Annotated in this window: 11 protein-coding genes and 1 pseudogene; 6 read left to right on the forward strand and 6 right to left on the reverse strand. The window is 72.0% G+C overall.

Annotated features, from left to right (window positions below):
• Nucleotides 1-246 precede the first annotated feature (246 nt).
• Together ACFYO2_RS12400 and ACFYO2_RS12405 are read right to left on the reverse strand one after the other, a co-directional pair.
• Nucleotides 247-906: a LuxR C-terminal-related transcriptional regulator gene (locus ACFYO2_RS12400; protein WP_388347640.1), complete on the reverse strand. Its 660-nt coding sequence runs from the start codon at nt 904-906 to the stop codon at nt 247-249.
• Nucleotides 907-1164: 258 nt separating this feature from the next.
• The gene (locus ACFYO2_RS12405) at nt 1165-1833 is read right to left on the reverse strand and encodes a DUF3000 domain-containing protein (protein WP_388347642.1); all 669 of its coding nucleotides are present in this window, start codon (nt 1831-1833) and stop codon (nt 1165-1167) included.
• A 107-nt stretch (nt 1834-1940) separates the two neighbouring features.
• On the opposite strand from ACFYO2_RS12405, the gene hemE reads away from it, so the two are divergent.
• Nucleotides 1941-3011, forward strand: coding sequence for a uroporphyrinogen decarboxylase (gene hemE, locus ACFYO2_RS12410; protein WP_388347644.1), 1071 nt, complete (start codon nt 1941-1943; stop codon nt 3009-3011).
• 7 nt (nt 3012-3018) lie between these two features.
• On the opposite strand, the gene ACFYO2_RS12415 is transcribed toward hemE, so the two are convergent.
• Nucleotides 3019-3843 carry a rhomboid family intramembrane serine protease gene (locus tag ACFYO2_RS12415; RefSeq protein ID WP_388347646.1) on the reverse strand — a complete coding sequence of 275 codons (825 nt, stop codon included), beginning with the start codon at nt 3841-3843 and terminating at the stop codon, nt 3019-3021.
• A 124-nt stretch (nt 3844-3967) separates the two neighbouring features.
• Here ACFYO2_RS12415 and ACFYO2_RS12420 point away from each other — a divergent pair, with 124 nt between their 5' ends.
• Nucleotides 3968-4291, forward strand: a complete 324-nt coding sequence (locus tag ACFYO2_RS12420) for a hypothetical protein (protein ID WP_388347648.1) — start codon at nt 3968-3970, stop codon at nt 4289-4291.
• 21 nt (nt 4292-4312) lie between these two features.
• Here the strand turns inward: ACFYO2_RS12420 and ACFYO2_RS12425 are convergent, their stop codons facing one another.
• Together ACFYO2_RS12425 and ACFYO2_RS12430 are read right to left on the reverse strand one after the other, a co-directional pair.
• Nucleotides 4313-5719 carry an FAD-dependent oxidoreductase gene (locus ACFYO2_RS12425; protein ID WP_388347650.1) on the reverse strand — a complete coding sequence of 469 codons (1407 nt, stop codon included), beginning with the start codon at nt 5717-5719 and terminating at the stop codon, nt 4313-4315.
• A gap of 57 nt (nt 5720-5776) precedes the next feature.
• Nucleotides 5777-6763, reverse strand: a complete 987-nt coding sequence (locus ACFYO2_RS12430; protein ID WP_388347652.1) for a DUF4349 domain-containing protein — start codon at nt 6761-6763, stop codon at nt 5777-5779.
• A 212-nt stretch (nt 6764-6975) separates the two neighbouring features.
• Between ACFYO2_RS12430 and ACFYO2_RS12435 the strand changes: the two genes are divergently transcribed.
• The 4 genes and pseudogenes from ACFYO2_RS12435 to hemQ all read left to right on the forward strand — a co-directional run bounded on the left by ACFYO2_RS12435 (nt 6976) and on the right by hemQ (nt 10882).
• A complete protein-coding gene (locus ACFYO2_RS12435; protein ID WP_388347654.1) occupies nt 6976-7551 on the forward strand; it encodes an IS607 family transposase in 576 nt (191 codons plus the stop codon).
• A pseudogene (locus ACFYO2_RS12440) lies at nt 7544-8502 on the forward strand (hypothetical protein). The gene ACFYO2_RS12435 and the pseudogene ACFYO2_RS12440 overlap by 8 nt, the downstream one beginning before the upstream one ends.
• Before the next feature lie 23 nt (nt 8503-8525).
• Nucleotides 8526-10145, forward strand: a complete 1620-nt coding sequence (hemG, locus tag ACFYO2_RS12445; protein ID WP_388347656.1) for a protoporphyrinogen oxidase — start codon at nt 8526-8528, stop codon at nt 10143-10145.
• A gap of 5 nt (nt 10146-10150) precedes the next feature.
• The gene (gene hemQ / locus ACFYO2_RS12450; protein WP_388347658.1) at nt 10151-10882 is read left to right on the forward strand and encodes a hydrogen peroxide-dependent heme synthase; all 732 of its coding nucleotides are present in this window, start codon (nt 10151-10153) and stop codon (nt 10880-10882) included.
• Between the two features lie 20 nt (nt 10883-10902).
• On the opposite strand, the gene ACFYO2_RS12455 is transcribed toward hemQ, so the two are convergent.
• Nucleotides 10903-12525: an alpha/beta hydrolase gene (locus ACFYO2_RS12455; protein WP_388347660.1), complete on the reverse strand. Its 1623-nt coding sequence runs from the start codon at nt 12523-12525 to the stop codon at nt 10903-10905.
• Between the last annotated feature and the right edge of the window lie 58 nt (nt 12526-12583).

Raw genomic sequence — 12583 nt, forward strand, 5'->3', positions numbered from 1 at the left:
ACCCCCTCCCCCCCCGCCCCCGGCGGTGCGGTGTGCTCGCCGCGCGCCCCCCCCCCCACCCTCTCTCCGGGCCCCCCCCCCCCCCCCGGCGGCGGCCGCCCCCCCCCCCCCCCCCCCCCCCCCCCCCCCCCCCCCCCCGCCTGGGGGTCGTAAACCAGTCAGCTCGGTGAAAGATCCGGTTTACGACGGAGGGTTACGTGGATGAGGATCAGCAGCCGATCCGCTTCACGTCTGTGAAGGGTGGGGTCAGTGGATGATGCCGGTCCGCAGGGCGACGGCGACCATGCCGGCGCGGTCTCCGGTGCCGAGCTTGCGGGCGATGCGGGCGAGGTGGCTCTTGACGGTCAGGGCGGAGAGGCCCATCGAGACGCCGATCGCCTTGTTGGACTGGCCCTCCGCGACCAGTCGCAGCACCTCGACCTCACGGCCGGACAGTTCGCGGTAGCCACCCGGGTGACTCGGGGCACCCGGGGGGCGGCGGTGCATACGGGCGGCGGCTCCGATGGGGGCGGCACCCGGCCGGGTGGGGAGCCCGAGGTTGGTACGGGTGCCGGTGACGACGTAGCCCTTCACACCGCCGGCCAGGGCGTTGCGTACGGCGCCGATGTCGTCGGCGGCGGAGAGGGCGAGGCCGTTGGGCCAGCCCGCGGCGCGGGTCTCCGACAGGAGGGTCAGGCCGGAGCCGTCGGGCAGGTGGACTTCGGCGACACAGATGTCGCGGGGGTTGCCGATGCGGGGACGAGCCTCCGCGACGGACGAGGCCTCGATGACGTCGCGCACACCGAGCGCCCACAGGTGGCGGGTGACGGTGGAGCGGACGCGCGGGTCGGCCACGACCACCATGGCGGTCGGCTTGTTCGGGCGGTAGGCGACCAGGCTTGCGGGCTGCTCGAGGAGAACGGACACCAGGCCTCCTGGGTGGGGGACGGGGCCGGCTTGCGGGGAAGAAGCCGGGACGAACCGTACTTTCAAGGTCACAGACGTCTTCGGCACTAAACCCGTCCGCCTTTAGAGAAAGATCACGATCTGGTGAGTAACAATCCGTGCAATTCGGACGCGCGATCGATCATTCGAAGATCGAACGGTTTCGGTTCGCGTCAATAAGCGGCCGAAAGTGGCCGTATCGACAAAGAGATGACGGGTTGTCCCAGGGGCACGGGTTGCTCAGCGCGACTGCGGACCGCGCCGCTGCGGCAGCGAGACCACCGACTCGTCGCCCGGCCCGGCCGGCGGCAGGCCCGCGATCTGGGCGAGCAGATCGCACCAGGACGCGAGGTGCGCCGCCGTGTCCGGAACGCCCCCCAGACCCTCGCGGGGCGTCCATGAGGCGCGGATCTCGATCTGGGAGGTGGGCGGCCGTTCGGACAGGCCGCCGAAGTAGTGCGAGCTCGCGCGGGTGACGGTGCCGCTCGGCTCGCCGAATGCCAGTCCGCGGGCGGTGAGCGCGCCGGTGAGCCACGACCAGCACACGTCGGGCAGCAGCGGATCGGACGCCATCTCCGGCTCCAGCTCCGCGCGTACCAGCGTCACCAGCCGGAAGGTGCCCCGCCAGGCGTCGTGCCCGGCCGGGTCGTGCAGCAGCACCAGCCGGCCGTCGGCGAGATCCTCGTCGCCGTCGACGACCGCGGCCTCCAGCGCGTACGCATAGGGCGCGAGCCGCTGGGGCGCGCGCGTCGGCTCGATCTCGACCTGCGGCCGCAGCCGCGCGGCCCTGAGCGCGTCGACAGCCGCCCGGAAGGGCAGCGGATCCGTCCCGCTCGTATGCAGGTCCTCCTCCTTCGCGTCGTCCATTCCGTCAGCGCCGTCCGACAGTCGTCCCTGAGCCGCAGCCATGCGGGGAAGATTAAAGGGAACGGGGGCTTCGCGCAGGGAGGACACCCTCTTGCCCGGTGTCGGGGTTGCCGTCCGGGCGGGGTCCGGCCCCGTGCGAGACTTGCCCCGTGAGTGCCAACGAGAGCCCCGCGACGCCGCAGCCGACAGCCACCACGTACGAGTCCGCCTTCATGAAGGCGTGCCGGCGTGAGCCCGTGCCGCACACGCCCGTGTGGTTCATGCGGCAGGCCGGACGCTCGCTGCCGGAGTACCGCAAGGTGCGCCAGGGCATCCCGATGCTCGAGTCCTGCATGCGGCCCGAGCTGGTCACCGAGATCACCCTCCAGCCGGTGCGGCGGCACAACGTGGACGCGGCGATCTACTTCAGCGACATCGTCGTCCCGCTCAGGGCCATCGGCGTCGACCTCGACATCAAGCCCGGCGTCGGCCCGGTCGTCGAACGCCCGATCCGCACCCGCGACGATCTCGCCCAGCTGCGCGACCTCACCCCCGAGGACGTGTCCTACGTCACCGAGGCGATCGTGCTGCTGACCCGCGAGCTCGGCTCCACCCCCCTCATCGGGTTCGCCGGAGCGCCGTTCACCCTCGCGAGCTACCTCGTCGAGGGCGGCCCCTCGCGTACGTACGAGAACGCCAAGGCGATGATGTACGGCGACCCCGCACTCTGGGCCGACCTGCTCGACCGCCTCGCGGACATCACGGCCGCCTTCCTCAAGGTGCAGATCGAGGCGGGCGCGAGCGCCGTCCAGCTGTTCGACTCCTGGGCCGGCGCGCTGGCCCCCGCCGACTACCGCCACTCGGTGCTGCCCGCCTCAGCGAAGGTGTTCCGCGCGGTCGAGGGGTACGGCGTCCCGCGCATCCACTTCGGGGTCGGCACCGGCGAGTTGCTGGGGCTCATGGGCGAGGCCGGCGCGGACGTCGTCGGAGTCGACTGGCGCGTCCCGCTCGACGAGGCCGCCCGCCGGGTCGGCCCCGGCAAGGCACTCCAGGGCAACCTCGACCCCACCGTCCTGTTCGCCGGCAGGGAGGCCGTCGAGACCAAGACCCGCGAGGTCCTGGACGCGGCGGCCGGCCTCGAGGGCCATGTCTTCAACCTCGGCCACGGCGTCATGCCGTCCACCGACCCGGACGCGCTCACCCGCCTCGTGGAGTACGTCCACACGCAGACCGCGCGCTGAGCCTCTCTCACCAGGTGTGCCGGGGCCGTGCCTTCCTGCCGAAGAGCAGGCCGCGCGGTTCCGGTGGCGGGGGCGTGCCCGGCTTGAGCGGCCAGGCGAGCAGCATGCCCGCGGCGAATCCGACGATGTGCGCCGCGTACGCCACCGTCCCGGCATCCGACACACCCTCGCCGGACGAGTACACCGCCTGCAGCGCGAACCAGAACCCCAGCACCAGCCACGCCGGCAACCTGAGCGGCAAAAAGACCAGGAACGGGACGAGAACCCAGATCCTGGCCTTCGGGTACAGCACGAGATAGGCGCCCAGGACCCCGGCGATCGCTCCCGAAGCGCCGATCAGCGGGTCGCCCGAGTCGGCGTTGACAAGCGCGAAGCCGTACGACGCCGCGTAGCCGCAGACGACGTAGAAGAGCGCGAACCGCACGTGCCCCATGCGGTCCTCGATGTTGTTGCCGAAGATCAGCAGGAAGAGCATGTTGCCCAACAGGTGCAGCCAGCCGCCGTGCAGGAACATGGCGGTGAGGACGGACAGCGCGGGGGACTTGTCGTAGTCCGGCGGGCCCACCACGCAGCCCGCGCCCTGCGCGCCCACGCCGACGTCGCCCGTCGGCACCACCCGCGGCATCTGATGGTGGATCAACTCCTGCGGCACCGCCGCGTAGTGGTCCAGGAACGCCTGTAGGTGGCACAACTGGGCCAGACTGCTCTCCCCGGCCACGGAACCGGCGAGGCCGGGCATGGACAGGAACACGAGGACGTTCGCGGCGATCAGCGCGTACGTCACCAACGGGGTGCTGCGGACCGGGTTCACGTCATGGACGGGGATGACCACAAGGAAGTAGTGCCCCCGATGCGGGCGGCGAATCGGTGAACGCCCTTCGCTGCGCGTGCGTATGTCTCCTCAACCGCCCGCGGCACGGGGAAGGCGCTCGCGGGGACGACGTGAGGAACAGGCGATGAACGACCGAGTTACTCCTCCGATGCACGCCCTGCCGGACGGCGAGGCCGAGATCTCACTGGTGCTGCGCCTGCCGTGGGAGGACGTGGCGCGGCTCGGCCAGGAGGCCGGACGGCTGGCTTCCCAGATGCAGCGACCGGTGACCCTGGACGAGGCGGTGAGCAACCGGCTGCGGTCCACACGACCGGCGGCCCACGCGAAGCCGGCGGGGGAGCAGCCGGCGGCCGTGACCAGCACGAGTGCGTCCGTCTCGTCGTTGCCGCCGCGGCCTCCGGCGGATCAGGCGCGGCAGGCGATCGAGCGGATCAACGGCTCGGCGTAGTCGTCCCGTGAGCCGGGGTCTTCAGGAGGCCCGCACCTTCACCGCGGCCTTGCGGGCGGCCACCAGCACGGGGTCCCACACCGGTGAGAACGGCGGAGCGTAGCCCAGGTCCAGGGCCGTCATCTGTTCCACCGTCATGCCGGCCGTCAGGGCCACCGCGGCGATGTCGACGCGTTTGCCGGCGCCCTCCCTGCCGACGATCTGCACGCCGAGCAGCCGCCCCGTGCGGCACTCGGCGAGCATTTTCACCGTCATGAGGGAGGCGCCCGGGTAATACCCGGCGCGGCTGGTCGACTCGATGGTGACCGACTCGAACTGCAGGCCCACCCTGCGCGCGTCCTTCTCGCGCAGGCCGGTGCGGGCGATCTCCAGGTCGCACACCTTGCTGACCGCCGTGCCGACGACGCCCGGGAAGGTGGCGTAGCCGCCCCCGGCGTTCGTTCCGATGACCTGGCCGTGCTTGTTGGCGTGGGTGCCGAGGGCGATGTGCCGCTCCTGGCCGGAGACCAGGTCCAGGACCTCGACGCAGTCGCCGCCGGCCCAGACGTTCTCCTGCCCGCGCACCCGCATCGCGAGATCGGTCAGCAGTCCGCCGTGGTGGCCGAGCGGCAGTCCCGCGGCCTTCGCGAGTCCCGTCTCGGGGCGTACGCCGATGCCGAGCACGACCACGTCCGCCGGGTACTCCCCGTCGTCCGTGACCACCGCCCGCACCCGGCCGTCGTCACCTGTCAGCAGCTTGGTCACCTCGGCGTCGTTCACCATGGTGATGCCCAGGCCCTCCATGGCCTCGTGCACCAGGCGGCCCATGTCCGGGTCGAGCGTGGACATCGGCTCCCTGCCGCGGTTGACGACCGTCACCTCGTACCCGCGGTTGATGAGCGCCTCCGCCATCTCGACGCCGATGTAGCCCGCGCCGACGACCACCGCGCGCCGGCCACGCGTGCGTGCCAGCGTGTCCAGGAGCTCCTGCCCGTCGTCGAGGGTCTGCACGCCGTGCACACCGGGCGCGTCCGCACCCGGCAGGTCCGGGCGGATCGGGCGGGCGCCGGTCGCGATCACGAGTTTGTCGTACGACGTCCAGGACTCGGCCCCGGAATCGACGTCACGCGCCCGTACCCGCCCCCGCTCGACGTCGATCTCCGTGACCTCGGTGCGCATCCGCAGGTCGATGTCGCGGGCCCGGTGCTCCTGAGGCGTCCGCGCGATCAGCCGGTCCCGCTCGGTGACGTCGCCCCCCACCCAGTACGGGATGCCGCACGCCGAGTAGGACGTGAAGTGGCCGCGCTCGAACGCCACGATCTGCAATTCGTCGGGGCCCTTCATACGGCGTGCCTGCGACGCCGCGGACATCCCCGCGGCGTCGCCGCCGATCACCACCAGACGCTCGGCCCCACGGCTCGTCCCTCGGCTCGCTGTGCTCATGCTCATGCGAACACGCTACGGGGGCGGGGCATTTCGGTCCTGCTCGGTTCTCTGCGGACCGACTCAGTCCTCCTCGCCGCCCTCCCGCGGGTGGGTGGGCTCCGGTGCGGTCCTGGCCGTCGGCAGCGGGCCCATCGAGGGCATCGCGGGCACGGTGGCCGGCCGACGCGGCAGACGGGGCCGTACGAGACGCAGCCACACGATGACGAGCAGCACGGTGATCACCACGAACGGAAGCACCGCGGCGATCGCCACCACGATCCAGCGCAGCATCGTCACGAACGCGTTCCAGCCGCCCGTCAGCGCGTCGACGACCCCGGGATCCTCGTCCTCCTTCGCGGCCTTGTCCACCGGCGTCTCGGACAGGTTCAGGGTGATGGTGGCCAGGTCGGTGCGGTCCTTGAGGGACGCCTGCCGGGCGAGCAGCGACTCCAGGTCGGCCTCGCGGGTGCTCAGCTCGCCCTCCAGCGTCACCACGTCGCTCAGCCTGGTGGCCCGGTCCATCAGCTCGCGGATCCGTGCCACGCTCGCGCGCTGCGAGGTGATGCGGCTCTCCACGTCGACGACCTGGTCGGTGACGTCCTGCGCCTTCGCCGTGCGCTCCAGGAGCTTGCCCGAGCCCTCCAGGTCGGCGAGGACCTCCTCGTACTTGTCGACGGGCACGCGCAGCACCACGTGCGTCTGCTCGTTGCCCTCCTCGTCCCGGGAGGTGGTCTCGTTGCCGACGTAACCGCCGGCGTTCTCGGTGGTGGTGCGGGCCGCGTCGAGGGACTTCGGCACGTCCTTGACCTGCACGGTCAGGGAGGCGGTGCGGATGATGCGGTTCGTGGAGATCTTGGGCGGGGCGGTCGCCCCGGCGCCGCCGCCGCTGTCGGCGGCGCCGGGGGCGGCCTCCTTGGCCTCGCTCTGCGCGGCGGCCTTGTCGTCGGCCGTGCCGGCACCGGAATCACTGCTGTCGGCACCGCCGCTGCAGCCGGTCAGCACCAGGCCCGCGGCCAGCAGGATCCCGGCCAGGGCCTGGACGGGTCGTACGGAACGTCGTGTGCGCATGTGGGCGTACCCCCGAGGTTTGTGACGAGTGACGTTCCTTCGACGCCGGACCCGGCCCGGACGTTGGCGGGAAACGGTCCCGATGCGGTCACGGTCGGGACTCGTGAAGGACACCGGGGCCCCGCGGAAGTGTCAGTGGGGTCTCCACCTGCTGGTCCTCGATGTCGGGTGAGTGAGCGTAACCATGGAGGAGTGAGTGTCATTGTCGGAGCGTGAATCTGACGGAGTGGGCGAAGACGCAGGGCGTGCATCCGCAGACCGCGTATCGCTGGTTCCGTGAGGGGACGTTGCCGGTGCCGGCTCAGCGGGTCGGGCCACGCACGATCCTGGTGAACATCGACGCGAACACCACGCCCGGGGCCATCGGCGGTCTGGGCCTGTATGCCCGCGTGTCCTCGCACGATCAGAAGAGCGATCTGGAACGCCAGGTCGCTCGGCTGTCGGCGTGGGCAGCGAAAGCAGGTCACCGAGTCGTTCGTGTGGAGGCGGAGATCGCTTCGGGGATGAACGGCTGCCGCGCCAGGGCCCGGCGTCTGCTGGCCGACCCGGCCGTGACCTGTGTGGTGGTGGAGCACAAGGACCGGCTGGGCGGGATGAACGTCGAGCTTGTCGAGGCCGCCTTGTCCGCGACGGGCCGTCGGCTGCTGGTGCTGGACGACGGTGAGGTCGAGGACGACCTGGTGCGGGACATGGTGGAGGTGCTGACCTCGTTGTGTGCTCGCCTGTACGGGCGCAGGTCGGCGAAGAACCGTGCCCGTAAGGCGCTGGAGGCCGCCGAACATGGCTGACCTGCGCCCGATCGCCGCGCCGTTCGTCGTTCTCGGCCCGTCCGGTGTGGCGGTGCGTACCCGGGTAAGGGACCTCACGCCCGGGGATGAGAAGGTTTTGCGCTTGGTGGGTGCGCACCTGGGCTCGCTCGCCTCGAAGGACCTCAAGCGCGTTGCGCGGATGGCCTGGAGCACTCCACCGAGTCATGGGCGGCCCGGAAGCGGGACCTGACAGCCCAGTCGTCGTCCAGGTGGGCCGGGTCGATCACGAAGGCCACGCATGACCAGTGGGCGCTCGCCCGGCGCGGCCAGGCCGCACACGTGCAGTGCCTCGAAGCCGGTGTCACGACGATCCGGCACCGGCTGTCGCTGCCGGTCGGCCACAAGGGCACCAAGCGGGCTCCGGGCGGCTACCGCTGCGCGCACGAGTGGTTCCATAAGTCGCGGCGGCTGCATGTGCTGGAGGACCGGCTCGAACAGGTTCGGGCCGACCGGGAAGCGGGCCGGGTGCATGTCGTGCGTGGCGGCAAACGTCTGCTGGGCACCCGCCACAACCTCGACACGGCGCAGCTCACCGAGGCCAAGTGGCGTGAGCGGTGGGAAGCCGGGCGCTGGTTTTTGAAGGCGGACGGCGAGTCGGGGTGGCAACAGCCGATGGCCGGCCCCACCCGTAAGACCACCCGGCACGATGCGGCGAGCATCGCGATCGGACGACGCGCCGAGGGACACCCGATCCGGCGACGGACGACACCACCCCGTGCACACCAGAGCGATGTGCACGGGCATCGGACCGTCCAGGCCGACCGGCGTATCCCTGGGCGTGAGGGACCCCGCCCCCGCATCCCCGGACCACGGACACGATCCGTGCCGCCGGACGCGGCGAGCACGCGGGCGACCAGGACATCCACAACCGTTCGGGGTGTCCGCAGTGACCAGGAATGGGTCCAAGACTCACTCCTGCTCACTGACTAGGAACGGTCTGAGAAAGTGGGCACATGAGCGCAACGGGTACGGGCAGCGGGCATGTCGTCGTCATCGGAGCCGGGATCGCGGGGCTGGCCGCCGCCCACCGGCTGTTGCAGCGCGGTGCGCGGGTGACCGTGCTGGAGGCGTCGGACCGCGTCGGCGGCAAGCTGCTGCCCGGCGAGATCGCGGGCGCCCGCGTCGACTTCGGCGCCGAGTCGATGCTCGCCCGCCGCCCCGAGGCCGTCGCCCTCGCCCGCGAGATCGGCCTCACCGACCGCCTCCAGCCGCCCGCCACCGCGACCGCCTCCCTGTGGACCCGCGGCGCCCTGCGCCCCATGCCCAAGGGACACGTCATGGGCGTCCCCGGCACCGCCGCCGCCCTCACCGGCGTGCTCTCCGACGAGGGCCTCGCACGCATCGAGCGCGACGCCGACCTGCCCCGCACGGAGGTCGGCGAGGACGTGGCGGTCGGGGAGTACGTGGCGGCGCGGCTGGGCCGCGAGGTCGTCGACCGCCTCGTGGAGCCGCTGCTCGGCGGGGTCTACGCGGGCGACGCGTACCGTATCTCGATGCGCTCGGCGGTCCCACAGCTTTTCCAGGCCGCGCGGACGCACGACTCCCTGACCCGGGCCGTCCGCGAGATCCAGGCCAAGGCCGCCGCCAACCAGCAGACCGGCCCGGTGTTCATGGGCATCGCGGGCGGCGTGGGAAGCCTGCCGCTCGCTGTCGCGGAGTCGGTGCGGGAGCGCGGGGGCGAGATCCTGACCGGGATGCCGGTGAAGGAGCTGCGCAGGGTGGGGCCGCCGGGATCGGACAGCGCGGGCGAGCCACGCGCCTTCGCCCCCGGAGGATCGGCGGTCGGCGGGTTCGGTGCCACGCGCGCGGGAGACGAGTCGGTGGAACACGGCGCCGGACTGCGCCCCTCCGACGGCCCGCCCTCCCAGCTCCCCGCGGCGGCGCAGCCGATCGCGACCTGGCGGGTCCTCGCCGGTGATCGTGCGCTGTACGCGGACGCCGTCGTCATCGCCGTGCCCGCCCCGGCCGCCGGCACGCTCCTGCGCACCGAGTCCCCCGCGGCCGCCGCCGAGCTCACCGCCGTCGAGTACGCCTCCATGGCCCTGGTCACCCTCGCCTACCGCCGCGCCGACGTCACCCTCCCCGCAGGCAGCGGCTTCCTCGTGCCGCCCGTCGACGGACGCACCATCAAGGCATCGACCTTCGCCTCCCAGAAGTGGGGTTGGATCGCCGACGAGAACCCGGATCTGCTCGTTCTGCGCACGTCCGTGGGGCGCTACGGCGAGACGGAGATCCTGCAGCGCGAGGACGCCGAGCTGGTGGACGTCTCCCGGCACGACCTGCGCGAGGCCACCGCGCTGGACGCCACTCCCGTCGAGACCCGCGTCACCCGATGGAACGACGGCCTGCCGCAGTACCCCGTCGGCCACCACGCGCGCGTTGCCCGCATCCGCGAGCACGTCGGCAAGCTGCCGGGCCTCGCGGTGTGCGGCGCGGTGTACGACGGTGTCGGCATCCCGGCGTGCATCGCGAGCGCCTACGCCGCCGTCGACCAGATCCAGGGCGACCTGCGAGGTGTGCAGGAGCTCACCGCCAACCCGGTGCAGAGTCTGCACGGCGGAGCGGGAGAATAAGGACCATGAGTGACGACGCCCCCACCACCGAGTCCGCCAGGATCCCGAACAAGGGCAAGCTGGCCAAGGACCTGAACGAGGTCATCCGCTACACCCTCTGGTCGGTCTTCAAGCTGAAGGACGTGCTCCCCGAGGACCGCGCGGGCTACGCCGACGAGGTCCAGGAGCTGTTCGACCAGCTCGCCGCCAAGGACGTGACGGTCCGCGGCACCTACGACGTCTCGGGCCTGCGCGCCGACGCCGACCTCATGATCTGGTGGCACGCGGAGACCGCCGACCAGCTCCAGGAGGCGTACAACCTCTTCCGCCGCACCAGGCTGGGCCGTGCGCTGGAGCCGGTGTGGTCGAACATGGCGCTGCACCGCCCCGCCGAGTTCAACCGCTCGCACATCCCGGCGTTCCTCGCCGACGAGACGCCGCGCAACTACATCAGCGTCTACCCCTTCGTGCGCTCCTACGACTGGTACCTGCTGCCCGACGAGGACCGCCGCCGCATGCTCGCCGACCACGGCAAGATGGCCCGCGGCTTCCCGGACGTGCGCGCCAACACGGTCGCCTCGTTCTCCCTCGGCGACTACGAGTGGCTCCTCGCCTTCGAGGCCGACGAGCTGTACCGCATCGTCGACCTCATGCGCCACCTGCGCGCCTCCGAGGCCCGGATGCACGTCCGCGAGGAGGTCCCGTTCTACACGGGCCGCCGCAAGGACATCGGCGAGCTGGTCGCCGGCCTCGCCTGATCAGCGCGAGGGCCCGGCACTCAGCGTGCGGCGGCCTTGGCGGCCGGCGTCTTCCGGGAGTCGGCCGCCGGCCGGGGCTCGGGCTCCGGGCGCGGTGCGCAGGCCGCGCGCCGCACCGGGAGCCGGCCCTCCAGCAGATACGCGTCGACGTGGCCGTTGACGCAGGGGTTCGGCCCGCCCGCGATGCCGTGCGTGCCGGTATCCCGCTCGGTCACCAGGACCGAGTCCGACAGCCGCCGGTGCATCTCCAGCGCGCCGTCGTACGGCGTCGCCGCGTCCCGTTCGCCGGCCAGGATCAGCGTCGGCGGCAGCTCACCCGGCCCGGTCCGCACGTCGAGGGGCTGCTGCCGGGGCGCCGGCCAGTAGGCGCACGGCAGATTCGTCCACACGTTGTCCCACGTCTCGAACGGTGCCACGCGCGCGAGGCGCGTGTTGTCCCGGTCCCACACCCGCCACTCGGTCGGCCAGGGCGCGTCGTTGCACTCGACGGCCGTGTGGACCGCGCTCGCGTTCTCCGCCTCGGCCGCCGCCTCCGGGTGCGGCCCGGCCTGCTGGATCAGCGGCTTCGGGTCGCCCTTCAGATACGCCGACAGCGCCTTCGCGCGGTGCGGCCAGAGGTCGTCGTAGTACCCGGCCGACAAGAACGCGCCCTGCAACTGCCCGGGCCCGACCTTCCCGCCGGCCGGCTCCGCGGCCAGCCGGGCCGCCGCCCGCTCGTAGCTGCGCAGCACCTTCCGGGCCGTGTCGCCCAGTCCGTACACGTCGTCGTGCTTGGCGATCCACTCCCTGAGGTCCGCCCAGCGCCCCTCGAACGCGGCCGACTGGCCGAGGTTGTTGCGGTACCAGATCCGGTCGGGGTCCGGGTTCACCGCCGAGTCGAACACCATCCGCCGTACGTGCGAGGGGAACAGCGTGGCGTACAGCGCCCCGAAGTAGGTGCCGTACGACGTGCTCATGAACGTCAGCTTGTCCTCACCCAGCGCGGCGCGCAGTACGTCCAGGTCGCGGGCGTTGTTGAGGGAGGTGTAGTGCCTCAGCGCGCTGCCGGCCCGCTTCGCGCAGCCGCGCGCGTACGCCTTCGCCTGCGCGATGCGCTCCCTCTTGTACGACTCCGAGGGATACGTCGATGCCGGCGAGGGCGCCTTGAAGAACTGCTTGGGGTCCATGCAGGACAGGGGCGCGGAACGGCCCACCCCGCGCGGGGCGTAGCCCACGAGGTCGTACGCCGCCGCCAGCCGCTTCCACTCGGGGAGCACGCCGATCAGCGGGAAGTACATGCCGGAGGCGCCCGGCCCGCCAGGGTTGTAGACCAGGGCGCCCTGCCGGGGCACCCGGCGCTTGCTGTTGTGCGGGTCCTCGTGGGTGGCCCGGGCCCGGCTGACGGTCAGTCTGATCTGCTTGCCGTCGGGACGGGCGTAGTCGAGCGGGACGGACACCGTGCCGCACCGCATGCTGCCGGGCAGGTCCTCGCCCTCGGGGCAGGCGCCGAAGTCGATGCCCGCGACCCGGGCGCGCGCGGCGGCCACCGCGGTCCCGCGCACCTCGGCCGCGCCCGGGACGGCCGGGGCGCTGTCGGCCGGGGCGGCGGCGAGCGTGGTCAGGAGCAAGGACCCGGCGGCCCAGCAGAGGGCGGGGGCTCTCATCGCGTATCCCTTCGGTGCACGGCAGCAACAAAAGGGATGTTTCGTTCGGCTGCCGGCG

Source organism: Streptomyces sp. NPDC006602 (assembly GCF_042870385.1).
Lineage (GTDB): Bacteria > Actinomycetota > Actinomycetes > Streptomycetales > Streptomycetaceae > Streptomyces.

Bases quoted from the DNA above. Each gene is read 5' to 3' on its own strand.
- ACFYO2_RS12405 (WP_388347642.1), bottom strand. From the start codon at position 1,833: ATGGCTGCGGCTCAGGGACGACTGTCGGACGGCGCTGACGGAATGGAC.
- ACFYO2_RS12420 (WP_388347648.1), top strand. From the start codon at position 3,968: ATGAACGACCGAGTTACTCCTCCGATGCACGCCCTGCCGGACGGCGAG.
- ACFYO2_RS12425 (WP_388347650.1), bottom strand. From the start codon at position 5,719: ATGAGCATGAGCACAGCGAGCCGAGGGACGAGCCGTGGGGCCGAGCGT.
- ACFYO2_RS12430 (WP_388347652.1), bottom strand. From the start codon at position 6,763: ATGCGCACACGACGTTCCGTACGACCCGTCCAGGCCCTGGCCGGGATC.
- hemG (WP_388347656.1), top strand. From the start codon at position 8,526: ATGAGCGCAACGGGTACGGGCAGCGGGCATGTCGTCGTCATCGGAGCC.
- hemQ (WP_388347658.1), top strand. From the start codon at position 10,151: ATGAGTGACGACGCCCCCACCACCGAGTCCGCCAGGATCCCGAACAAG.
- ACFYO2_RS12455 (WP_388347660.1), bottom strand. From the start codon at position 12,525: ATGAGAGCCCCCGCCCTCTGCTGGGCCGCCGGGTCCTTGCTCCTGACC.